Source organism: Microbacterium canaveralium (genome assembly GCF_047238045.1).
GTDB lineage: Bacteria > Actinomycetota > Actinomycetes > Actinomycetales > Microbacteriaceae > Microbacterium.
The window spans coordinates 2,188,147-2,209,439 of record NZ_JBDFMA010000003.1 but is presented as its reverse complement, the minus strand read 5'-3'; the positions used below and the strand labels follow the sequence as shown (position 1 = coordinate 2,209,439).

Genomic DNA, 21,293 nt, shown 5'->3' with positions numbered 1-21,293 from the left:
GTCTCGGGGGAAGCCGTGGTGGTCATCGCGCACCTCCCTTCGGTGCGCGCACCTCGTACTGTCGCACGCGCCGGCGCGACACGGGGCGCTCGCGCAGCACCCACCGCTGCAGGATCGTCAAGACGACGATGATGACGAACAGCACGAACGCGATCGCCGCGCCCTGTCCCCACTCCTGAGAGAGGAACGCCGAGGAGTAACTGAGGTAGGCGGGGGTCAGCGTGGTCTTGCCGGGGCCACCCTGGGTTCCGGTGTAGATCTGGTCGAAGACCTGCCACGTGCCGATGAGCCCGAGCGTCAACACGGTGAACAGCACGGGGCGCAGCTGGGGGAGCGTGACGCGCCAGAACCGCTGCCAGCCGTTCGCCCCGTCCATCATCGCGGCCTCCTGCACGTCGCCGCCGATGTTCTGCAGGCCCGCGATGAAGAGGAGCATGAACGTCCCCGAGGTCGTGAAGACGGCCATGAGGATGAAGGCCGACATCGCCACCGAAGGGCCGCCCAGCCAGTCCCACCATGAGACGCCGAGGAACGTGCCGTCGGTGAGAGCGGCGGGTGCGCTCGTGATCCCCACGGCCGCGAACGCGTTGTGCACGATTCCCGACGGGTCGCTGAACCAGTTGGGACCGTTGATCCCGAGCCACGACAGCACCTCGTTGACGGCGCCCGACGTGGAGAAGAGGAACAGCCACAAGACCGTGATCGCCACCGAACTCGTGACGGAGGGGAAGTAGAACGCCGTTCGGAAGAATCCGCGTCCGCGCAGCACCGCGCGGTTGACGAGGACGGCGAGGAAGAGCGAGAGCGCGGTCTGCAGCGGGACGACGAGGAGCACGTACCAGGCGTTGTTTCGCAGCGCCGTGCCGAAGTCGCGCTCGGCGAGTCCGCCGCCGGTGGTCACGGCGGCGTAGTTGTCGAGCCCGACGAAGCTCACGTTCGAGGAGAAGGGACTGCCCCGGCCGGTCCAGTCGGAGAAGCTCACCCACAGCGCCATGAGCACCGGGACGAGGAGGAACACGCCGAGGATGATCAGCACCGGGGCGGTGAAGAGCCAGCCGGCGGCGGCCTCGCCGCGCCGGATCCCGGAGGACCCGACGCGGCGGCGCGCGGTGGTGAGAGCGGTCATGGACGGTCGCGCCTACTTGGCGATCGCCTCGAGGTTGCCCTGCACCGTGGTGAGGATCGCTTGCGGGTCACCGGTCTTCAGCGATTCCAACTGGGCGTTGAAGTCGGTGATGACGTCGGCGGCGCCGGCGATGTTCGGCGGGAACTGGGCGTATTCGGCCCCGGCGAGGAACGCCGTCAGGTTCGGGTTCGCGCTGGACCACGCGTCGGCGGCGGACTGGATCGACGGCATCGGTCCGAACGCCTTCGAGAACGCCAGCTGCTGGTCGGTGCCCGTGAGGTACTCGGCCAGGGCGCGCGCGTTGTCCTGGTTCGGGCTGTCGGCGGCCATGCCCCAGCAGTTCGTGAACTGCAGCGTGCCCTTGCCTCCGGGGCCGGCGGGGAGCTCGGCCACCGTGTACTTCACGTCGGGGTAGTCGGCGGTGAGGGCGCCCGTGATCCAGTTGCCCTCGATGGTCATCGCGGCCTTCCCGGTTCCGAATGCCTCGCCGCCCCAGCCGGCGCCCACATCGGAGGCGAAGGCGAACGTGCCGTCCGCGAGGTGCGTCTTGACGTACTGCAGGGCTTCGACGTTGGCCGCGCTGTCCGCGGTCGCCGCGCCGTCGGTCAGCAAGCCGCCGCCGGCCTGCGCCATGAAGGCGCCGACGCGCTGGTACTCGGCGCCGAAGGCCAGGCCGACGCGACCGTCGGCGGTGAGTTTCTCAGCAACGGATGCCAGCTGGTCCCACGTCTGGGGGACGTCGGCATCCGTGAGTCCGGCCTGCTGCCAGAGGTCGGTGTTGATGACGAGGGCGAGGGTGGAGAAGTCCTTCGGGGCGCAGAAGAACTGGCCGTCCACCGTGAAGTTCTCCACGAGCGAGGGGTAGAAGTCGTCCTTGTTCGCGAGCTCGTCGCCGTACGCGGCGATCGAGCCATTCGCGGCGTAGCCCGCCAGCGCCTCCGGTGCGAGGTAGAACAGGTCCGGCGGCGACCCCGCCGCAAAGCCCTGGGACAGCTGCTGGGGGAGGTCGTTCGCGACCTGGACCTGCGCGTCGACTCCCGACTCCTTCGACCACGCCGCCACGGCGTCTTCGACGGCCTGCGTCTCGGCGTCGCCCGACGAGCCGATGAGGATCGAAAGCGAGCCGCCGGAGGACTGCTCGGCGCCGCTCGAGTCGGTGAAGCCGGAACCGCACGCGGTGAGCGTGAGGGCCCCGGTGGCCAGGAGCGCCCCGGCTCCGAGCCAGGTGCGGGCGATGTGCCGTGTCATGTGTCTCTCTCCTTTGATGAGGCATGCGAGCCCTCCGCATGTGTTCGGAGGGGCAAAGTTTGAACGTTCAAACTCCGGTCCGACTAAAGTACGGATCGGTGGGGCACACTGTCAAGCCATCCCGCCCGCCCTACGATGACCGAGGACCCCCGGGAGGGACCGGATGACGAAAGCCCCCACCGTCGAAGACGTGGCACGCGTCGCCGGTGTGTCACGGCAGACGGTGTCCAACGTCGTGAACACGCCGGGCATCGTCCGCGAGACGACGCGTCTGCGTGTCGAGGCGGCCATCGCAGAACTGGGCTACCGCCCGCACGCTGCCGCCCGGCGCCTGCGCACTCGACGAAGCTCGACGATCGGCATCCACCTGGATCCGTACGCCGGCGGGATTGCGGGCGTCGTGCTCGACCGCTTCGTGCATGCCCTCACCGAGAGGGCGAGTGAGCGCGACATGCGTGTGCTCCTGTATGCCGCCCGGACGGCGGAGGAAGAGATCGACCGCCTCGGCGACCTGCTCGAGGGGGGAGAAGTGGATGCCGTCGTCGTCACCGGCACCTTCCACGGTGACCCGCGCACGGGGTGGCTGAGCGAGCGAGGGCTGCCGTTCGTGTCGTTCGGGCGTCCGTGGGGCGAGGACGACGTGGCTGCTCCCGCACATCTCTGGGTCGACGTCGATGGGGCCGCCGGCACGCGCGCCGCGACCGAGCACCTCCTCGCCGGCGGGGCTCGACGCGTGGCCTTCCTGGGCTGGCCCACCGGCTCGGGCACGGGCGACGAGCGCGAACGCGGCTGGCGCGAAAGCGTCGGAACCGCCGCCGGTCCGCGCTGGGTCGTCGAGGACAACGTCGCCCTCGCCCGCGACGTCATCGCCGCGGGGCTCGCTCACGACCCGGAGGTGGACGGGATCGTCTGCGCGAGCGACTCGCTCGCCATCGGCGCGCACCTCGCCACGACGGTCGCCGGGCGCGCGGACGTCCCCGTCGTCGGCTTCGACAACACCCCCGCCGCCGAGGCGCTCGGTCTCTCGAGCGTCGAGCAGCTACCCGAGCGCGTGGCATCCGGGGCTCTCGACCTGCTGATGGGGGAGGAGGGGACGGTCGTCGCCCCGCGCCCCGCGACGGCCGGCGCGGCCCACGTGCTCGTGGAGCCGCGGCTCATCGTGCGCTGAGTCGCAGGACGCATTCGCGCCGCTGGGCGCGCGGGTCTCGGGAGTTCGCGCGGCGGAACGTCCGGGGCGAGCGTCCAGGACGCGCCGATGCGGATGATGGCGAACGGCGTGTCCCGGACGCTCGCCCCGGCGAGCAGCCGGGCTCAGATCGCGGACCAGCCGCCGTCGCTGGGAAGGATGGCACCGTTGACGTTCGCGGAGTCGTCGCTGAGCAGCCACGTGATCGCGGCGGCGAGCTGCTCGGCCTGGGCGACCGGGGGGATCACGACCTGCATCAGCGGTCCGATCCGTGACCCGGCGTATTCGCTTCGCATCGGCGCCTCGATGTTGGTCGAGACGGCACCGGGTGCCACCGCGTTCGCGCGGATTCCCTGCGGGCCGTGGAAGAACGCGACGCTCTTGGTGAAGCCGACGACGGCGTGCTTCGACGAGGTGTACGCGACTCCGGCTGCCGAGCCGCGGAGGCCGGCCTCGGACGAGACGGTGACGATGGAGCCGGCTCCCGCATCGATCATGCGCGGGAGCACCGCGCGGGTCAGGCGCATCGGGGCGGTGAGGTTGACCGCGAACACGCGGTCCCACGTCGCGTCGTCGACCTCGCTGGGCGGCAGGAAGCCGTCCATGATGCCCGCGATGTTGGCGAGCCCGTCGATCCGTTCGCCGGCGGCAGCCAGGAGCGCGTCGATGGTGTCGGCGGAGGAGACGTCGCCGACGACGGTGGCGACGTCGAGGCCCGGGAGCTCGGCGATGAGGGCGTCCAGGCGCTCTGCGACGACGTCGGTCGCGACGACGCGGCCGCCCTCGTGCGCGATCCGGTGAGCCGTGGCGCGTCCGATGCCGGATCCGGCTCCGGTGACGATGATGGTCTTGCCGGCGAATCGTCCGGTGGATGACGGTGACATGAGAACTCCTCCTCGAGATCGGGTGGCGCGAGGCGCGTCAGCACCGTTTATAGCACTGAGTGCCGAAAGGATGCCATGACCTCTTCCCCCGGCCGGCCGCGCACGATCTCCCCGGATGCCGTCTCGCTCGTCGCGTTGCGCCTCTTCGATACGAAGAGCTTCGATGCGGTGTCGATGGACGACGTCGCCCGCGAGGCGGATGTCAGCCGGCGATCGCTGTTTCGGCTCTTTCCGAGCAAGCAGTCTCTCGTCTGGGGCGGCCTCGACGAGTTCGTGGCGCGCTTCCGCGCCGCCCTCGAGGCAGATGACGGCCCCGACGCGGTGCGTGCTCTGCAGTCCGCCTACGTCGTCGCGTCGGCGTTCCCGGACGACCAGATCGAGGTCACGCGGCGCCGCCTGCGGGTCATCCACGTCACCCCCGCGCTCGATCTCCGCGCGGATCCGCGGCTGACCGCGGTGACCGATGAGACGCGGCGGTTCCTCGTCGAACGCGATCCGGAAGGGGACGAGCTCGCCGCGGTCGTCCGCGCCCACGCTCTCGCGGCCGTCGTCAGCTCCGCCCTGACCTGGTGGGCCGAGCACGATGACGGGCGGCCGGAGCAGGTGCTGGCGCGAGCGTTCGGGGTCTCGGCCCCCGTCTCGGGGACGGCGCGGTACGTCAGGGAGTGAGCAGCTCGAACTCGTCGGGCGCGGTCGTCCCGACGTCGTTCCAGTCGCCTTCGTGCCACGTGAAGATCGCGACCGCCGACGTGACCATCCGCACGTCGCGCTCGGCGAGGCGCGACACGAGCTCACTCATGCCCGGGTCGTGCGCCACGACCATGACCTCGTGCGCGCCGGTTGCGCGCGCCGTCTCGAGAAGGGCGTCGGCGTCGGCGAGGTAGAGCTCGGGCTGCTCGGTCATATCGACCTCGAACTCCTCGGCGAACGCAGCGGCCGTGCTGCGCGCCCGCACGGCTGTGCTGGTGAGGAGTACCTCCGGGCGCACTCCGCGGCGGAGGGCCGATCGCGCCATGGCGGGGGCTTCGCGGCGGCCGCGGTCGTTGAGCGGTCGCTCGTGGTCGTCGAGTCCTTCGTCGGCCCAGTCCGACTTGGCGTGCCGCGCCAGGATCAGTTGGATCATCGTCTCTCCGCTGCTCTGCTATCGAGGAATCGGACGCGGAGCGCGCAAGTGGCGTGAGGGTCGAGCCGGCATCCGAAACGAGAATATCGACGGCGACGCGGGAACGAACGGGGTAGCGCGCACGGCGTGTCCCGTGGCAGGGAGATCTCAGTGACCGACGTAGACCCACGCCCGCATACCGCTCGCCAACGTCACCGAGACGCGGCGATACAGAGCCACCTCGTATTCGTCCGCGGCATCGAGTTCGTCGGCGGTGAGAGCGAGCACGCGACCGAAGACCCGGTCGCGCGGATCATCGGTGCGGCGCAGGATCGGATGCGAATCGGAACCCGACACCCGTACGACGCGATCGTCATCGATCTCGGTCCATTCGAGCCGGTAGCCGTGCAGGACGTCGTCTTCGCCGGGGATCAGGCGTCCGAAGGTGTCCAGCTGCACCTCGGGCAGCTGGAGCGTTCCATACGTGAAGAGGGGCTCAGCGCCGGGACCGAAGCTCACGCGCACAGGCTATCCACGGATGCGGTGTGGTGGCGGTGTGTGTCTCGAGGAGTCAGGAGCCCCAGGCCAGGCGCGCGACCGTGAAGATGGCGAGGCCGGCGAGCGCGCCGACGATCGTACCGTTCAGGCGGATGTACTGCAGGTCGCGCCCGACCATGAGCTCGATCTTCTCGGTGGTCTCCTCGGCATCCCACCGCTCGACCGTGTCGGTGATGATCGAGGCGATGTCGTGGCGGTACCGCTCGACCAGGAAGACGGCCGCATCGGTGACCCAGCCGTCCACGCGGCGCTGCAGCGACTCCTCGTTCTGCAGGCGCTCACCGATGTCGGCGAGGGCGGCCGCGGCCCGACGGCGCAGCGCGCTCGCGGGGTCGGCGAGGGAGCGGAGGAGTCCGGCCTTGGCGGTGTTCCACGCGTCGGCGGCGAGTCCGCGGACCCGCGGACTGTCGAACACGGATGCCTTGGCCTCTTCGAGGCGCATCCGGGTGGCGGGGTCGTGCTGGAGGTTGTCCGCGAGGCGCGCGAGGTACTCGTCGATGGCCACCCGTGCCTGGTGGTGGGGCTCGGCGCGGACGGCATCGACGAATCCGACCGCCTCGCGGTAGACCGTGTCGTCGACGAGTCGCTGGGCAAGGCTCGGCACCCACGACGGAAGTCGCCGCGACACCAGACCCTGGAACATGTCGCGGTTGTTGCCCAGCCACACGGCGATGTTGTCCAGAGCGAGGTCGACCGCGCCGTGGTGGGCATCGGCACTCACGACGCGTTCGAGCCAGCCGCCCACCGACGGGCCCCAGTCCGGCTCGAGGAGGTGCTCACGGGCGAGGTCTTCGATCAGGCCCTGGACATCGTCGTCGCTGAGCGCGCGCAGGACACTCGAGGCGAGGGTCGCGCCCTCCGCCGCGAGACGCTCGGCGTGCGCCGGGTCGGCCAGCCACGCCCCCGCTCGTGCGGCCAGCGGCGTCGCCTGAAGCTTGGTGCGGACCACGTCTCCTTCGAGGAAGTTCGTCTCGACGAACTCCCCGAGCTGTTGACCGATCTCGTCTTTGCGCCGCGGGATGATCGCGGTGTGCGGGATCGGGAGACCGAGCGGCCGCCGGAAGAGCGCGGTCACCGCGAACCAGTCCGCCAGCGCGCCGACCATGCCGCCCTCGGCGGCGGCCCGAACATACTGCAGCCATTCGACGTCGCGTTGCAGCGCGAACGCGACGGCGAAGATGACGGCCATGCCCAGGAGCGCACCGAGCGCCACGGCTTTCATCCGACGCAGTGCGCGGCGGCGCTCTTGATCGGCGGGGCTCAGGAGCGCCGTCGGGGTGCGCGCCATCACGCGTCGACCGGTCCGAGCCACGCCGTGGCGAGCGCGGAGTGCGCGGACTCGGGGTCGGAGGGGTGGAACTGGCCGGCCAGGACGTCGCGGTACAGGCGGCTGAGCTCGGTGTGCGCGAAGTAGGAGGAGCCGCCGCTCACGAGCATTGCCTCGTCGACGACGGTCTTGGCCGCGGTCACCGCGCGGTGCTTCACCCCGGCCAGGAGCGAGAACCAGCGCGCGCCGTGGTCAACGCGGGCGTCGACGTCGTGGCTGAGCGCCGCGATCTGCGGCGGAAGGGCGTCGTACGCGAGCGCCATGTCGGCGATGCGCCACCGGATATCGGGGTCGGCGGCGTAGCTGGCGCCCGTCTTCTTCGATCGGCGGGCGCGTGCGGCGTCGACCGACAGGTCGAGCGCGCGCCGCGCGATACCGGTGTACACCGAGGCGAGCAGGATCTCGAACACCGCGAAGATGCCGAACACGAGCGGGTCGGGCTGCGGGCCCGGGTCGAGTCGCCTGACCACCCGGTGGGCGGGAGCGTGGGACCCGTGCAGTTCGGTCGTGCGGCTCTGCGTGCCGCGCATGCCCATCGTGTTCCAGTCGTCGCGCGAGACGACGCTGTCATCGCGATCGAGGAACGCGAACACCATCTTGGGGGCGTCGGGGGACGTCGTGTCGAGCCCGTGCACACCCAGGTGGTTCCACACGGGAGAAAGGGAGGTGAAGATCTTCGTCCCCGTGAAGCGGTATCCGCCCTCGCCGTCGGGCGCCGCCTCGGTGTCGCTGCCGAACAGCACGAGATCGTTGCCGGCCTCGCTGATCCCGAAGGCGAACACCTCGCCCGCTGCCGCGCCGCGCAGGACGAACTCGAGGTCGTCGATGCCGCGATCGCGCAGCACCTTCGCGACACCCGTCCACACGAGGTGCATGTTCACCGCGAGCGCCGTGGCTGGAGCCGCTCCCGCGAGGCGCTGCTGCAGGACAGCCGCCTCGGCGAGGGAGAGGCCCGCTCCGCCGAGCTCCGCCGGTGCCAGGATGCCGAGGTACCCCGCCGCGCGGAGATCGTCGAGGTCATCGTGGGGGAAAGTGTTGTCGCGGTCGTGCACGGGCGCGCGCTCGCGCAGACGGGCGAGCAGGTCGTCGGGGAGGAACCGAGCGTGATCGAACGCGGAGGACATGGCATCCATTCTGGTCCTCCCACCCGACATCGCGGCCGTCGAGTCAGGCGAGCGCGGCGAGGAGCTCCGCCACCGTCGCGTCGGGACGGTCACGGTGGGGCGAATGCCCGGCGTCGGACACGACGGACATCGTGACGACGGGGTTCTGCAGCACCTCCGCGGCGAGCGCTCCGGTGAAGATCGAGAACACGGTCGGGTCGGCGCCGATGATGTGCGTCGGAACGCTCAGGGCGGCGGCCTCGGGGCGCACATCCCACGTGGTGTTCTGCGCGCTCGTCTGCTCGATGGCCCACCGGCTGGCGCGTCGCGTCGCCCGGGCCTTCAACTCGACGTCGACGGGATGCCAGTCGGGGTGCTCGGCGCGCACCGCCTCCACCGTCGGGTCGGCGAACGCCTGCTCTTGGCTCGCCCTCACGGTCTCGCGGTCGCGGTCGGCCAGCAGGATCGCGGGGTCGATGAGCACGAGGCGACGCGTCCACGCCGCGTCCTCCGCGGCGGCGATGGTCACCGCCGCGCCGCCCAGGGAGTGGCCGATCACGGCATCCCAGGGGCCGCCGTCGTCGGGACGCGTCGCCCCGAGGTCGGCCCCGTATGCCGCGAGGGTGTAGTCGAGTGCCCGCGGCGCGTCGCCGTGACCCCGGAGGTCAACCGCGACGGCACTCCAGCCCGCATCGGCGAGCGCGGTTCCGAGACGCCACATGAGGGCGGCATCCGAGCCGAGGCCGTGGGCGAGCAGCGCGGTGGGCCGACCGACGGCACCCCACGACAGGCGGGGCAGGACCAGGGGAGTAGGCATGGCATCCATTCTGTCGGGTGCGCGGGATGCGGCCCCGCCGGCGCGGAGCGCCACCAGAATGGATGCCATGATCTCGACCGAGATGGCGCTGGCACTACGCGAGGCCGGGCTGGTGTGGCATCCGCGCTCGGGCGACCGGTTCCAACTGAACGAACCCGAGTTCGAGGCGGACATCTTCACCGTGAGCGAGATGACGGTGGAACCCCGCGAGTACCCGACCGGGCGGATCCTGGCGTTCAACGGCACCACCGAGTGGGCGCTGGACTCGGTCGCGACCGAGGACGCGCTGTGGCTGCCGTCGGAGGCCCAGCTGCGTGAGATGCTGCGGTCCGCGTTCCGCTCCTTGCGGCGGTTGGCCGACACGCACGAGGTGGAGATCTCGGTCGGGGGGACGACGCTCGTCTTCGAGCACCCGGAGCCGGCCGATGCGTACGCGCTCGCGGTGCTGGAGCTTCTGCGCCGGCTTCAGCACTGATCGTTCGGCGCGGTGCCTCAGGTGATGGTGTGCACCGGCTCGGTGTCGGGGATCGGGCTCGCGTCGCGGTGGCGGAGGTCGGGGAAGCCGCGCACGAAGAGTGCCGAGACGAGGAGTCCGGCGACGGCGAACGCTGCCGCCGCGACGTACGCGCCCTGGGGTCCGACGCCGTCGACGAGGAATCCGGCGACGGCCGAACCCGCCGCCGCCCCGATGAGCTGACCGGTGCCGATCCAGCCATACGCCTCGGCGGTCTCGCTGAACCGCACGCTCGCCGAGGTCATCGCGAACATCACGGCTAGGGCCGGAGCGATGCCCGCGCCCGCGACCAGCAGCGTCGCACCGAGCCACCACGCGTTGAGCGACAAGATCGTGAGGCTGAGGCCGACCGCGACGATCGCGAACCGACGCGCCATCGCCCAGGGGCCGATCGGGATGTGACCGAAGGCGAGACCGCCCGTGAGGCTGCCGACCGCGAAGACGGCGAGGACCAGACCCGCCTCGAGCCCGCCGTGGTCGAACGTGGCCACGACTCCCGCCTCGACGGCGGCGCACGCGCCGATGAGGAGGAACCCGGTCGCGGTCGCCAGGATGACGGGCGGCTTGCGTAGCACCGTGCCCAGGGCGCGGCGGCTGCGGGGGATGCGGACGCGCCCCACTTCGGGACTGAGGATGAACCACGCGCCCCCGCCGAGGAGGATGACGACGATGAGCAGCAGCGCCGGGACGGTGCCCACCTGCGTTCCGACCAGGGTGATGAGCACGGGTGCCAGCACCCAGATGATCTCTTGGAGAGATGCATCCAGTGAGTACAGCGGGGTCAACTGCGAGGAATTGACCATCTTGGGATAGATGGTGCGCACGGCCGATTGCACCGGGGGAGTGGCGAGACCGCCGAGCAGCCCGAGTGCCATGTAGACCGGCAGGGGGACGACGAGCAGGGCGATCGCGGCGATTGCCGCCGCGCAGAACAGCAGCGTGACGGTGAGCACGCGGCGCATGCCCCATCGACCCATCCAGCGACTCGTGACGGGACCCGCGATGGCCTGGCCGACGCTGGTGGCGGCGAGCACGAGACCCGCCGCGCCGTACGAACCGGTCACGTGCTCGATGTGCAGAAGCACGGCGAGGCTGATCATGCCGTTGGGGAATCGCGCGGTCAGCTGAGCTGCGATGATGCGCCCCACGCCGGGGGTTCTGAGGAGTACGCGGTAGCCGGCCACCGCACCACGCTACCCGGTGCCTCCGACACGGCGGTGTGATGGCGGTCGCATCGTTTGCGCGACACGCCGCGACACGCCGAAGCGCGATATCCACCCCCTGTGCGATGTCGGAACCCCCGTCTAACGTCCGAACTGTGGACGGATGCCGGAAGGAGGCGTGAAATCCGCGGAACGGCGGGCCTCGTCGGGGTCGAAAACGGTCTGCCACCTGTGGATGAAATCGTGGACAACCTGTGTTGTATTTGGGGAGAGTGGTGGAAAATCACACTCGTGTAACTACTACCCCTTGTGGTTCCCCCCGATGTCCGTCCCCATATGTAGTATTGAGCTCCCGGCCCGCTCCAAGCGACCGGACGACGATTTTCCAGGGGAGAGAGAGAACGAAATGGCGATCACGGTCTACACCAAGCCGTCCTGCGTCCAGTGCAACGCGACGTACCGCGCACTCGACTCGAAGGGCATCGAGTACAACGTCCTCGATGTCACGGAAGACCCTGCGGCCCTCGAGCAGGTCAAGTCGCTCGGGTACCTCCAGGCCCCCGTCGTCATCACCGACGAGGACCACTGGTCGGGCTTCCGTCCCGACAAGATCGACGAGCTGGCCTCGCGCCTGGCCTGATCCCCGACGGGCTCAGAGGGTTCTCATGAGCGCTGTCATGTCGGAGACCGAGGCTCCGCTGCTCGTCTACTTCTCGAGCGTGTCGGGCAACACCGCACGTTTCATCGAGAAGCTCGGCAAGCGGGCCGTCCGCATCCCCCTGCGACCGACCGACCCGCCGCTCCACGTCGACGAACCCTACGTGCTGGTCACCCCCACCTACGGCGGCGGTGTCGGTCGTGGCGTCGAGAAGGGCGCCGTCCCCAAGCAAGTCATCCGCTTCCTCAACGAGGAAAGCAACAGACGTCTCATCCGCGGAGTGATCTCCGCGGGCAACACCAACTTCGGCGACGCCTTCGGCCTCGCGGGAGATGTCATCAGCCGCAAGTGTTCCGTGCCGCACTTGTATCGCATCGAAGTATTCGGCACACCAGAAGACGTCGAGCGCGTCACCGAAGGATTGGAACAGTGGTGGAAGTAGGGCTGAGCGACGTGGACTTCAAGACCGAGGCGCGATTCGAGGGGCTGGATTATCACGCCCTCAACGCGATGCTGAACCTGTACGACGCCGACGGCAAGATCCAGTTCGACGCCGACAAGCGGGCCGCGCGGGAGTACTTCCTGCAGCACGTGAACCAGAACACCGTGTTCTTCCACTCCCTCAAGGAGCGTCTCGACTACCTCGTCGAGAAGGAGTACTACGAGCCCAGGGTGCTCGAGAAGTACTCGCTGGAGTTCATCCAGGAGCTCAACGACCGTGCCTACGGCAAGAAGTTCCGCTTCGAGACCTTCCTCGGCGCGTTCAAGTACTACACGAGCTACACGCTCAAGACCTTCGACGGCAAGCGCTACCTCGAGCGCTTTGAAGACCGCGTCGTCATGACCGCCCTCGCGCTCGCCGACGGCGACCAGCGCCTCGCCGTCCAGCTCGTCGACGAGATCATCTCGGGCCGCTTCCAGCCCGCGACCCCGACGTTCCTCAACGCCGGGAAGGCGCAGCGCGGCGAGCTCGTCTCGTGCTTCCTGCTCCGCATCGAAGACAACATGGAGTCGATCGCCCGCGGCATCAACTCGGCGCTGCAGCTCTCCAAGCGCGGCGGCGGCGTGGCCCTGCTGCTGTCCAACATCCGCGAGTCGGGCGCCCCGATCAAGCAGATCGAGAACCAGTCCTCGGGCATCATCCCCGTGATGAAGCTCCTCGAAGACAGCTTCAGCTACGCCAACCAGCTCGGAGCCCGCCAGGGCGCCGGTGCCGTGTACCTCAACGCGCACCACCCCGACATCCTGCGCTTCCTCGACACCAAGCGTGAGAACGCCGACGAGAAGATCCGCATCAAGACGCTGTCGCTCGGTGTCGTCATCCCCGACATCACGTTCGAGCTGGCCAAGAACGGCGAAGACATGTACCTCTTCTCGCCGTACGACGTCGAGCGCGTCTACGGCAAGCCGTTCGGCGACATCTCGGTCACCGAGAAGTACCGCGAGATGGTCGACGACCCGCGCATCAAGAAGACGAAGATCAACGCGCGCGAGTTCTTCCAGACCCTCGCCGAGATCCAGTTCGAGTCGGGCTACCCGTACATCATGTTCGAGGACACGGTAAACAAGGCCAACCCGATCAAGGGTCGGATCAACATGTCCAACCTGTGCTCGGAGATCCTGCAGGTCAACACCCCGACGTCCTACAACGAAGACCTCTCGTACGCCGAGATCGGCAAGGACATCTCTTGCAACCTCGGTTCGATGAACATCGCCCTGGCGATGGACGGCCGCGACCTGGGCCTCACGGTCGAGACCGCGATCCGTGCCCTCACTGCGGTGAGCGACCAGAGCCACATCGCCTCCGTCCGTTCGATCGAGGACGGCAACGACCGTTCGCACGCGATCGGCCTCGGCCAGATGAACCTGCACGGGTACCTCGCTCGCGAGCACGTGCACTACGGCTCCGAAGAGGGCATCGACTTCACGAACATCTACTTCTACACGGTGCTGTTCCACGCGCTGCGGGCGTCCAACCGCCTCTCGATCGAGCGCGGCACGTCCTTCGACGGTTTCGCCGACTCGACGTACGCGTCGGGAGAGTTCTTCGACAAGTACACCGACCAGGTGTGGGAGCCGCAGACCGCCAAGGTCAAGGAGCTCTTCGCCGGCATCCCCGTGCCCACCCAGGACGACTGGCGTGAGCTGAAGGCATCCGTCCAGCAGTACGGCATCTACAACCAGAACCTGCAGGCCGTCCCGCCGACCGGCTCGATCTCGTACATCAACAACTCGACGAGCTCGATCCACCCGATCGCGTCGAAGATCGAGATCCGCAAGGAAGGCAAGCTCGGTCGCGTCTACTACCCGGCGCCGTTCATGACGAACGACAACCTGGAGTACTACCAGGATGCCTACGAGATCGGCTACGAGAAGGTCATCGACACGTACGCCGCCGCCACGCAGCACGTCGACCAGGGTCTGTCGCTGACGCTGTTCTTCAAGGACACCGTCACCACCCGCGACATCAACAAGGCCCAGATCTACGCGTGGAAGAAGGGCATCAAGACGATCTACTACATCCGTCTCCGCCAGCTGGCGCTCGAGGGCACGGACATGACCGAGTGCGTCTCGTGCATGCTCTGATCCGCTGATCACGAATTCGTATTGAGGACACCATGGCTGAGAAGCTGCAGCTGCTGAATCACGTTCAGGCCATCAACTGGAACCGCATCCAGGACGAGAAAGACCTCGAAGTCTGGAACCGTCTCGTCAACAACTTCTGGCTGCCCGAGAAGGTGCCGCTGTCCAACGACATCCAGTCGTGGAACACGCTGACCCCCGACGAGCAGACGCTGACGATGCGGGTCTTCACGGGCCTGACGCTGCTCGACACGATCCAGGGCACCGTGGGCGCGGTCTCGCTCATCCCCGACGCGATCACGCCCCACGAGGAGGCGGTGTACACCAACATCGCGTTCATGGAGTCGGTGCACGCGAAGAGCTACTCGTCGATCTTCTCGACGCTGTGCTCGACGAAGGAGATCGACGAGGCGTTCCGCTGGTCGACCGAGAACGAGTTCCTTCAGAAGAAGGCGCACATCGTCATGGATTACTACCGTGGCGACGACCCGCTCAAGCGCAAGGTCGCCTCGACCCTGCTGGAGTCGTTCCTGTTCTACTCGGGCTTCTACCTGCCGATGCACTGGTCGAGCCGCGCGAAGCTCACGAACACGGCCGACCTGATCCGCCTGATCATCCGTGACGAGGCTGTGCACGGCTACTACATCGGCTACAAGTTCCAGCGCGGGCTGGAGCAGGTCGACGAAGCGCGCCGCGACGAGATCAAGGACTACACGTTCTCGCTGTTGTACGAGCTGTACGACAACGAGGTGCACTACACGCAGAGCCTTTACGACTCGGTGGGCCTCAGCGAAGACGTGAAGAAGTTCCTCCACTACAACGCCAACAAGGCGCTGATGAACCTCGGCTACGAGGCGATGTTCCCGTCGTCGGTGACGAACGTGAACCCGGCGATCCTGTCGGCCCTGTCGCCCAACGCCGACGAGAACCACGACTTCTTCTCGGGATCGGGTTCGTCGTACGTCATCGGCAAGGCCGAGGCTACGGAAGACGACGACTGGGACTTCTAGCTTCCAGACGGCTAATTCAGAACGCAACCAGATGATCACTCTCCGACCGAAAATTGCCTCGCCACGACCGCCTTGTGGGGGCCACAAATGTCGAATTTGTGTTTGGTTCAGGGTGAAGTAGTTCGGGCAGGTAGGGCGTCGAAAATCGGGTACGACTAAGGAGACTGAGTTGGCTACACTGAGTAACTGTTTTCGGACTGCGCTGGCGACGATCGAGCCGTCTTCCGTGGATAAAATTAATGCGCCGCTGGCCCACGCCTCTGTCCGCGCCACGCTGACCGGAGCTGAGACGCTCCGGGAGTGGGGTCTGTCTCCCGTGCTGATTGGGTCCTATAAACGAGATGTATCGATCCGGAGGGTAAAAGATGTCGACGTTTTCTGTCGCATGTATTCGATCGGCCTGGATGTCGCAGGTGACCAGGTCTTGGACGCGTTTTTCACGGTTCTAGACAGCGAATACGGTCGTGATCAGGACGGGAACCGGCGCGTGCGTCGCCAGGCGCGATCGCTTCAGGTGGCGTTCCCGGAGTTTGATGGGCTCTATGTCGACGCAGTCCCCGCACGCCCTCGTCCCGACGGGTACTGGGAGATCCCAAAGAAGGACTCCGACGACTGGCAGCCCACAAACCCGGAGCAGCTGACACAGCTAAAAACTGATATGAACGCGTCTACATCCGAGATGTACGTGCCGACGGTGAAGCTTCTCCGACAAGCTCGACGAACCATTCTCGATTCGCGTCCGGGTGGGCTCTTTGTCGAACTCGCTCTTTATGAGGCATGCGCGAATGGACTTGTGGAGTTCGAGGACCAGGCGCTTGCGTTCGTGACTGGGCTGGAAGCCATCGCCTTGTACTTGCAGGACAAGTTTAGTTGGGGACGCGAGCTGCCTGATCCGACGATGCCCGGGCATTCGGCGTCGTTCCGAGCAACGGATCTTCAATGGCAGACTGCCCGCGATCGATTCGCAAAGGCGGCTGAAGAGGCACGCGCGGCTTATGCCGAGGACGATCCCGGCCTCGCTGCTCTCGCCTATCGTAACCTTCTCGGTGACGTCGACGATGGTCTGACAGTTTTCCCGATGCCTGCGGGGTACAACGAAGACGGGACAAAGAAGGCATCCTCAACGCCGATCAAGGCTGGCGAGCGGATCGTACCGGCGGGTGATCGTCGCTTCGGATGACTCCTTGGGAAGAGCGTGTTGTCGCCACCGTTGAGTCTTTTGTCGAGCAGCTCGAGAGGCGAGGGTGGAGGTCCACAACCTCGACCGAACTCACCGCCACTCTTGACGTCGGGACCCGACGTATGCGTGTTCGCCTGGAGGTCACAAACGACTTTCCTTTTTCGCCACCGAGAGTCTTCCCGGTTGACGATCAGCGGCCGTCATGGCACAGCGAATTAGATGGGGCGATGTGCCTCTACCCTGAGGTCGGCCGTGGAAGTCTGCCATGGCTCGATGTCGCCGATTTCGTCGCAACGGTGGTGCGCTGGCTGGAGTCGTCCAGCGCGGGTTGGCCAGCAGACACTCCCGAAATGGACCTGGAGCGCTACTTCGAGCCCGCGGGCACAGGGCCCCTCGTGCTTTACGACGAGCGGATCGAGTCCCTCACGGGCAAATTCGTCCGATTCAAAGTCGAGGGTGCGACGGTTGTGCTCGTCGGCACCGGCATGAAGCCGGCAAAATCCAACCCAAGACGTTACCGGCTCTACGGGTACGTGATCGACATCGGGGAACCAGACACGCCACCACGGGGTTGGAGGGACATCCGGGAAGAGGTCGACCCAAAGATTGTTGAACAGCTCGATCGTCGACTCCGTTTGGGTGCACTCGATCTACTGCTGGTCCGGTATCGGCGCGCTGGAGCGACAGGCGCGATTGCGCTGCTCGTGACGGCGTACGCTCCAATTGAGTTGAAGTCCCTGCCTAGCGCGTCGACCTCGCTGCCCGTAGTTTCCCTCCGAAGCGGCCGAGATGCCCACAAACTAGAAGGCAAGAGCGTACTCGTCGTCGGCGCCGGCGCAGTGGGCTCATTCATCTGCGAGAACCTAGTTCGTGCTGGCCTCGGTCAGCTTGCTATCCGTGATGGAGATATTGTCCGCCCAGGCAATGCGGTCCGGCATGTCCTGCCGTCAACATTCGCGGGGTATCCGAAGGTCGAGGCGCTCCAGCGCCTACTGAGCCAACGTTCTTACTGCGTAACAGACATTGCTTCAGAAGCGCGTCATCTCACCGACCGTACTGAGATTCCCGACCTCTTGGCAAAATTTGACCTTGTCATTGATGCCACCGCAGACGGTATGGCATCAGCCATGCTCGCGGATGCAGCTCGAACTTTTGGTGTGCATATCATCAGCGCAGCTCTACAAGATGAGGGGCGCGTAGTGCGAGTCGATGTAGTCCCCCCTCTCAGCGGAGAGGCTATCGGAGAAGTCGGTATTCCCTCAAGGCGTGAGCATGATTTCTTTGAAGCCGGATGTGGAGACCCTGTGTCGATGACGCCGCCGTACGCGGCAATGGAAGCGGCAGCAATCGCCACCCGCGTAGCCGTGCGGATTCTTACCGACCTTCAAACCGAACCGGCTGGCGTGATCCGCGTCTACTCCCTATGACCTTCGCCATCGTCACCTCGCCCACGGCGCTAGCTCTCGCGTCTCGGTACGCGCGCGAGGCGGCGCCGTTCGAAACGGGCGGTATTCTCTTGGGGTGGCATCAACGGTCAACGATCGTGGTTCACGAGTTCTTATCGGTGCCCGATCCTCGTGCAACCAACGGCGACTACAAGCGGGGACATCGCGAGGCGAGTGACTCGCTCAAGAGATACCTCGACGACGCAGAGGATTCGCGTCTAGGATACGTCGGAGAGTGGCATTCCCACCCGCGATCGTCAGTCGCGAGCGCGACTGATATCAGCAGCCTTGCGGCCATCGCGAAGGGCGTGCGATCTCCAGTCGCGCTGATCGTGCTGATACTTGAAAACGGTGCGGCAGACGTCACCGTCGATTCTAGGGTCGGGTGCCGCGGGGTCTTCGGGCAAATTCGCGTTCAATCTGCGCATCTGACCGCAGCCTAGATGAATAGCCAGCGGGCGAGGGATCTCGTAGCCACGCGTTGATTGGAAGTTGCTGCAACACTTTGCTCAGACTGAGAAGTGCCACCAAGAGAAGGATTGTTTAATGGCTGCGGGACACATTGACCTGAAGAAGGCCTTTCTCGATCGACAGAAGTTGCTGTCGGCTGAGCTTGAGCTTCCGTTGCAGTTCACGTCACACCCGACGACGATCGGGGACGCTAGTGAAGCGAACTGGGGTCGCATGCTTCGTTCGTTTCTGCCGGGTAGGTACGAGGTGGGGCCCGCTTTTGCGCTCGATGCAAAGGGAAATCAGAGTCAGCAAGTTGACCTCGCCATCTACGATCGGCAATACTCCCCACTCTGGTTTCAATCCGGATCGAGCAGGTTTGTCCCAGTCGAAAGTATCTACGCGGTATTTGAGGTCAAGCAGAACATCAATGTTCAAAACCTTCGATACGCGGCCGACAAGATCGCGAGCGTTCGGTCGCTCTCTCGTACCTCGGCAAAGATCGTTGACATCTATGGAACTCAGGCTGGACCTGACCCCCTGACCCGGCCAATTCTTGGGGGTCTCCTCGCGTTGCGCTCGGACTGGATTGACGGGCTCCAAGGACACTCGGCCAAGAATCACATCGACTCTTTCTCCGGAGCTGAGTGGATCGACTTCGGGCTTGCGCTAGATGACTCGGCTTTTGATCACATCCCGAGAGATGCGAACACTCAACTTTTAACCCCCGGTATCGAGTTTGCTGCACCTGGCACTCAGCTCATATTCTTCGTGATGCGCCTGTTTCGGCGGTTGCAGGCAATAGGGTCAGCAATGGCTGTGGACCTGGAGATTTATGAGCGAGTGCTCAAGGAGACCGATGCTGATGCATACGACGAGAATGACATCGAGGCTCAGTAATGCGCTAGTATCAAAGTGCGGTGCAGTTAAACTTTCGTGAGACATAACTGCGCGAAACTTCGGCTTGAGGATCGCGAGTCGTGTGCGAATCGCCGCGCGATTGGCCCTTGGTGCAACGGCTAATCTGACGATCACCCAGACGGAGCAGGCGGAAGCGGTACTTGCCGGCCTTGTCGGTGTACAGCTCGTACTTGCCTGCCATGGTTCCTCCCCCGTTGGAGTTCCTGTGAACGGGGACATCATGGCGCTGGCGGCGCGCAACCAGCGGTTCAGCCCGGCCATTCCCGCGACTCGAGCCGGTCGAGGAGCAGCTCCACGGCCGACCCTTCCATGCCGCGCACCCAGCGATGCGTCGTCGATCCGCGCGACGACACCGTCCGCCCACGTTCCCCGCGCTCGAGTCGCACTTCGACCTGACCCGCAGAAACGCTGACACCGCGCAACGCACCGGCCGCGACCATCGCCGCCAGCGGATCGTGCAGCGCGCAGCGGCGGTCGGGGAAGACGCGGCCCTCGTAGAAGTCGAGGTACGCGGGCAGCATGGCGGCCAACGCCTGGGGAACAGCACCCGGGATCGCTTCGAGGCGCACGAGGTCTGTGGCATCCAGGGTCTGGGTCATCGTGACGTCGAGAGGGACGAGGGTGGTGTCCCAGTCCTGCGCGAAGACGACGGCCGCGGCCTCGGGATCGTTGTGGATGTTCGCCTCGGCCCACGCCGTCACGTTGCCGGAGTGGCCGAAGGCGCCGCCCATCACGACGAGCCGGTCGAACGCGGCGACGCCGGGCGTCTCGGCGTACGCGGCGAGGTTCGTCAACGGACCGAGGGCCAGGACGGTGAGATCCGGATGCCGGGAGGCGAGGTGATCGATGAGTTCGACCGCGGGTCGTGCGTCGGGGGACCGGTCTGCCGCGGTCCAGGCGATGCCGCCCACGCCGTCGTCACCGTGGACGTGCGGCGCGCCGCCGGCGTAGTCGCGTCCGCGGAAGTGGTGCGCGCCGACGGCGACCGGGATGTCGTGGACGCCGGCGAGCTCGAACAGCGTCAGGGTGTTGGCGGCGGCGCGGGCGGCATCCGTGTTCCCGGAGACCGTCGTGACGCCGACGATCTCGACCGCCGGCTCGGCGAGCAGATACGCCAGGGCGAGCGCGTCGTCGATACCGGTGTCGCAGTCGACCAGGATCGGGCGGCGGGTCATCGGGTGGCCTCGTAGGCATCGAGGGGCTGCAGGTCGGGTTGCGAGGCGTCGTCGGCGACGGCGGCGGCCCCGACGGTGCACGCCCGCGCGAGCGCGTCGGTCTCGGAATCGCCGCGCAAGAGGCCCACCACCAGCGCCGCGCAGAACGCATCGCCCGCGCCGACGGTGTTGCGCACGGTCGTCGGCACCCCCGGCGCCGACGCGACGAGGTCGCCGTGCCGGTACAGCCGTGCACCGTCGGCGCCCAGCGTGACGCACAGCAGGGGGACGCCGTGCACCTCGGGGAGCTGCGCGTATTCCGTCTCATTCACGATCACGAGGTCGGCGCGGTCGAGCACACCGGGTGGGAGCGGTCGCGCGGGGGCGGCGTTGAGGACGAAGAACCCGGCGGCTTCCGCGGCGGCGGAGACGACGGCATCCGACACCTCCAACTGCGCGAGCACCGCGGCACCCGGCTCGATGCCGAGGGCGTCGGCGTCGATCGCGCCATTCGCTCCGGCGCACACGACGATCGAGTTCTCGCCGCTCGCATCGACGACGATGAGGGCTGTGCCGGTCGCGGCATCCGAGATCTGCACACCGGACGCGTCGACACCGAGTTCCGCGAAGCGTTCGTGGATGCCGCGCCCGTCGAGGTCGTCGCCCACGGCGCCGACCATACGTACATCCGCTCCGAGGCGCGCCGCGGCGACCGCTTGGTTCGCTCCCTTCCCGCCGGGCCCGCGCTGGAGGACGCCGTCGGCGACCGTCTCACCCGGGCCGGGGGCGCGCTCCACTCGCGCGGTGAGGTCGACGTTGATCGCCCCGACAACGGTGAGGGCGACTCGGGTGGGCTCCGGCATC

The 21,293-nt window shown here is 66.7% G+C and carries 23 protein-coding genes; 11 read left to right on the top strand and 12 right to left on the bottom strand.

The annotated features are described in order from the left end of the window. Positions 1–22 precede the first annotated feature (22 nt). Positions 23–1,126 carry a carbohydrate ABC transporter permease gene (locus ABC271_RS11555; protein WP_412925004.1) on the bottom strand — a complete coding sequence of 368 codons (1,104 nt, stop codon included), beginning with the start codon at positions 1,124–1,126 and terminating at the stop codon, positions 23–25. 12 nt (positions 1,127–1,138) lie between these two features. After that, entirely contained in the window at positions 1,139–2,374 is a 1,236-nt protein-coding gene (locus tag ABC271_RS11550; RefSeq protein ID WP_412925003.1) for a sugar ABC transporter substrate-binding protein, read from the bottom strand. Between the two features lie 163 nt (positions 2,375–2,537). On the opposite strand from ABC271_RS11550, the gene ABC271_RS11545 reads away from it, so the two are divergent. After that, positions 2,538–3,542: a LacI family DNA-binding transcriptional regulator gene (locus tag ABC271_RS11545; protein ID WP_412925002.1), complete on the top strand. Its 1,005-nt coding sequence runs from the start codon at positions 2,538–2,540 to the stop codon at positions 3,540–3,542. Between the two features lie 143 nt (positions 3,543–3,685). Here the strand turns inward: ABC271_RS11545 and ABC271_RS11540 are convergent, their stop codons facing one another. Then, positions 3,686–4,444: an SDR family NAD(P)-dependent oxidoreductase gene (locus ABC271_RS11540; protein WP_412925001.1), complete on the bottom strand. Its 759-nt coding sequence runs from the start codon at positions 4,442–4,444 to the stop codon at positions 3,686–3,688. A gap of 75 nt (positions 4,445–4,519) precedes the next feature. Here ABC271_RS11540 and ABC271_RS11535 point away from each other — a divergent pair, with 75 nt between their 5' ends. Then, on the top strand, positions 4,520–5,113 hold the full coding sequence (locus ABC271_RS11535; RefSeq protein WP_412925000.1) for a TetR/AcrR family transcriptional regulator: 594 nt from the start codon (positions 4,520–4,522) through the stop codon (positions 5,111–5,113). Here ABC271_RS11535 and ABC271_RS11530 read toward each other — a convergent pair. The 5 genes from ABC271_RS11530 to ABC271_RS11510 form a co-directional block, all read right to left on the bottom strand. Further along, positions 5,103–5,567 carry a SixA phosphatase family protein gene (locus ABC271_RS11530; protein WP_412924999.1) on the bottom strand — a complete coding sequence of 155 codons (465 nt, stop codon included), beginning with the start codon at positions 5,565–5,567 and terminating at the stop codon, positions 5,103–5,105. The two genes, ABC271_RS11535 and ABC271_RS11530, sit on opposite strands and share 11 nt — an antisense overlap. Before the next feature lie 147 nt (positions 5,568–5,714). Continuing rightward, entirely contained in the window at positions 5,715–6,065 is a 351-nt protein-coding gene (locus ABC271_RS11525; protein ID WP_412924998.1) for a gamma-glutamylcyclotransferase family protein, read from the bottom strand. A 52-nt stretch (positions 6,066–6,117) separates the two neighbouring features. Further along, entirely contained in the window at positions 6,118–7,392 is a 1,275-nt protein-coding gene (locus tag ABC271_RS11520; RefSeq protein WP_412926149.1) for a DUF445 domain-containing protein, read from the bottom strand. Next, positions 7,392–8,555, bottom strand: a complete 1,164-nt coding sequence (locus tag ABC271_RS11515; RefSeq protein ID WP_412924997.1) for an acyl-CoA dehydrogenase family protein — start codon at positions 8,553–8,555, stop codon at positions 7,392–7,394. Before ABC271_RS11515 ends, ABC271_RS11520 begins: the two co-directional genes overlap by 1 nt. A 43-nt stretch (positions 8,556–8,598) precedes the next feature. Beyond that, on the bottom strand, positions 8,599–9,351 hold the full coding sequence (locus ABC271_RS11510) for an alpha/beta fold hydrolase (protein ID WP_412924996.1): 753 nt from the start codon (positions 9,349–9,351) through the stop codon (positions 8,599–8,601). A 67-nt stretch (positions 9,352–9,418) separates the two neighbouring features. Between ABC271_RS11510 and ABC271_RS11505 the strand changes: the two genes are divergently transcribed. After that, entirely contained in the window at positions 9,419–9,826 is a 408-nt protein-coding gene (locus ABC271_RS11505) for a pilus assembly protein CpaE (protein ID WP_412926148.1), read from the top strand. Positions 9,827–9,843: 17 nt separating this feature from the next. On the opposite strand, the gene ABC271_RS11500 is transcribed toward ABC271_RS11505, so the two are convergent. Next, complete coding sequence (locus tag ABC271_RS11500) at positions 9,844–11,049, bottom strand: MFS transporter (protein ID WP_412924995.1); 1,206 nt, start codon at positions 11,047–11,049, stop codon at positions 9,844–9,846. 385 nt (positions 11,050–11,434) lie between these two features. Here ABC271_RS11500 and nrdH point away from each other — a divergent pair, with 385 nt between their 5' ends. The 8 genes from nrdH to ABC271_RS11460 all read left to right on the top strand — a co-directional run bounded on the left by nrdH (position 11,435) and on the right by ABC271_RS11460 (position 19,254). Next, entirely contained in the window at positions 11,435–11,668 is a 234-nt protein-coding gene (gene nrdH / locus ABC271_RS11495) for a glutaredoxin-like protein NrdH (RefSeq protein ID WP_022878810.1), read from the top strand. 25 nt (positions 11,669–11,693) lie between these two features. Then, positions 11,694–12,128, top strand: coding sequence for a class Ib ribonucleoside-diphosphate reductase assembly flavoprotein NrdI (gene nrdI, locus ABC271_RS11490; protein WP_412924994.1), 435 nt, complete (start codon positions 11,694–11,696; stop codon positions 12,126–12,128). An 11-nt stretch (positions 12,129–12,139) separates the two neighbouring features. Continuing rightward, positions 12,140–14,272, top strand: coding sequence for a class 1b ribonucleoside-diphosphate reductase subunit alpha (nrdE, locus tag ABC271_RS11485; RefSeq protein ID WP_412926147.1), 2,133 nt, complete (start codon positions 12,140–12,142; stop codon positions 14,270–14,272). A gap of 32 nt (positions 14,273–14,304) precedes the next feature. Then, positions 14,305–15,279, top strand: coding sequence for a class 1b ribonucleoside-diphosphate reductase subunit beta (nrdF, locus tag ABC271_RS11480; RefSeq protein WP_412924993.1), 975 nt, complete (start codon positions 14,305–14,307; stop codon positions 15,277–15,279). A gap of 169 nt (positions 15,280–15,448) precedes the next feature. Next, positions 15,449–16,459, top strand: coding sequence for an SMODS domain-containing nucleotidyltransferase (locus tag ABC271_RS11475; RefSeq protein ID WP_412924992.1), 1,011 nt, complete (start codon positions 15,449–15,451; stop codon positions 16,457–16,459). Between the two features lie 350 nt (positions 16,460–16,809). Next, on the top strand, positions 16,810–17,886 hold the full coding sequence (locus ABC271_RS11470; RefSeq protein ID WP_412924991.1) for a HesA/MoeB/ThiF family protein: 1,077 nt from the start codon (positions 16,810–16,812) through the stop codon (positions 17,884–17,886). Next, complete coding sequence (locus ABC271_RS11465) at positions 17,883–18,347, top strand: Mov34/MPN/PAD-1 family protein (RefSeq protein WP_412924990.1); 465 nt, start codon at positions 17,883–17,885, stop codon at positions 18,345–18,347. The genes ABC271_RS11470 and ABC271_RS11465 overlap by 4 nt, the downstream gene beginning before the upstream one ends. A gap of 103 nt (positions 18,348–18,450) precedes the next feature. Beyond that, entirely contained in the window at positions 18,451–19,254 is an 804-nt protein-coding gene (locus ABC271_RS11460; RefSeq protein WP_412924989.1) for a DUF6602 domain-containing protein, read from the top strand. A 10-nt stretch (positions 19,255–19,264) separates the two neighbouring features. Here the strand turns inward: ABC271_RS11460 and ABC271_RS11455 are convergent, their stop codons facing one another. The 3 genes from ABC271_RS11455 to ABC271_RS11445 all read right to left on the bottom strand — a co-directional run bounded on the left by ABC271_RS11455 (position 19,265) and on the right by ABC271_RS11445 (position 21,292). Continuing rightward, a complete protein-coding gene (locus tag ABC271_RS11455) occupies positions 19,265–19,456 on the bottom strand; it encodes a YegP family protein (protein WP_412924988.1) in 192 nt (63 codons plus the stop codon). Positions 19,457–19,523: 67 nt separating this feature from the next. After that, entirely contained in the window at positions 19,524–20,450 is a 927-nt protein-coding gene (locus ABC271_RS11450; RefSeq protein ID WP_412924987.1) for a nucleoside hydrolase, read from the bottom strand. Further along, positions 20,447–21,292 (bottom strand): ribokinase, encoded by an 846-nt coding sequence (locus ABC271_RS11445; protein ID WP_412924986.1) that lies wholly within the window; start codon positions 21,290–21,292, stop codon positions 20,447–20,449. The genes ABC271_RS11450 and ABC271_RS11445 overlap by 4 nt, the downstream gene beginning before the upstream one ends. Position 21,293: the final 1 nt, after the last annotated feature.

Excerpts from the sequence above, each read along its gene's own strand:
- ABC271_RS11550 (WP_412925003.1), bottom strand. The coding sequence starts at position 2,374 with ATGACACGGCACATCGCCCGCACCTGGCTCGGAGCCGGGGCGCTCCTG.
- ABC271_RS11505 (WP_412926148.1), top strand. The coding sequence starts at position 9,419 with ATGATCTCGACCGAGATGGCGCTGGCACTACGCGAGGCCGGGCTGGTG.
- ABC271_RS11530 (WP_412924999.1), bottom strand. The coding sequence starts at position 5,567 with ATGATCCAACTGATCCTGGCGCGGCACGCCAAGTCGGACTGGGCCGAC.
- ABC271_RS11540 (WP_412925001.1), bottom strand. The coding sequence starts at position 4,444 with ATGTCACCGTCATCCACCGGACGATTCGCCGGCAAGACCATCATCGTC.
- ABC271_RS11470 (WP_412924991.1), top strand. The coding sequence starts at position 16,810 with ATGGACCTGGAGCGCTACTTCGAGCCCGCGGGCACAGGGCCCCTCGTG.
- ABC271_RS11450 (WP_412924987.1), bottom strand. The coding sequence starts at position 20,450 with ATGACCCGCCGCCCGATCCTGGTCGACTGCGACACCGGTATCGACGAC.
- ABC271_RS11520 (WP_412926149.1), bottom strand. The coding sequence starts at position 7,392 with ATGGCGCGCACCCCGACGGCGCTCCTGAGCCCCGCCGATCAAGAGCGC.
- ABC271_RS11510 (WP_412924996.1), bottom strand. The coding sequence starts at position 9,351 with ATGCCTACTCCCCTGGTCCTGCCCCGCCTGTCGTGGGGTGCCGTCGGT.
- ABC271_RS11465 (WP_412924990.1), top strand. The coding sequence starts at position 17,883 with ATGACCTTCGCCATCGTCACCTCGCCCACGGCGCTAGCTCTCGCGTCT.
- nrdI (WP_412924994.1), top strand. The coding sequence starts at position 11,694 with ATGAGCGCTGTCATGTCGGAGACCGAGGCTCCGCTGCTCGTCTACTTC.
- ABC271_RS11445 (WP_412924986.1), bottom strand. The coding sequence starts at position 21,292 with ATGCCGGAGCCCACCCGAGTCGCCCTCACCGTTGTCGGGGCGATCAAC.
- ABC271_RS11455 (WP_412924988.1), bottom strand. The coding sequence starts at position 19,456 with ATGGCAGGCAAGTACGAGCTGTACACCGACAAGGCCGGCAAGTACCGC.
- ABC271_RS11545 (WP_412925002.1), top strand. The coding sequence starts at position 2,538 with ATGACGAAAGCCCCCACCGTCGAAGACGTGGCACGCGTCGCCGGTGTG.
- ABC271_RS11535 (WP_412925000.1), top strand. The coding sequence starts at position 4,520 with ATGACCTCTTCCCCCGGCCGGCCGCGCACGATCTCCCCGGATGCCGTC.
- nrdH (WP_022878810.1), top strand. The coding sequence starts at position 11,435 with ATGGCGATCACGGTCTACACCAAGCCGTCCTGCGTCCAGTGCAACGCG.
- ABC271_RS11555 (WP_412925004.1), bottom strand. The coding sequence starts at position 1,126 with ATGACCGCTCTCACCACCGCGCGCCGCCGCGTCGGGTCCTCCGGGATC.
- ABC271_RS11460 (WP_412924989.1), top strand. The coding sequence starts at position 18,451 with ATGGCTGCGGGACACATTGACCTGAAGAAGGCCTTTCTCGATCGACAG.
- ABC271_RS11515 (WP_412924997.1), bottom strand. The coding sequence starts at position 8,555 with ATGTCCTCCGCGTTCGATCACGCTCGGTTCCTCCCCGACGACCTGCTC.
- nrdF (WP_412924993.1), top strand. The coding sequence starts at position 14,305 with ATGGCTGAGAAGCTGCAGCTGCTGAATCACGTTCAGGCCATCAACTGG.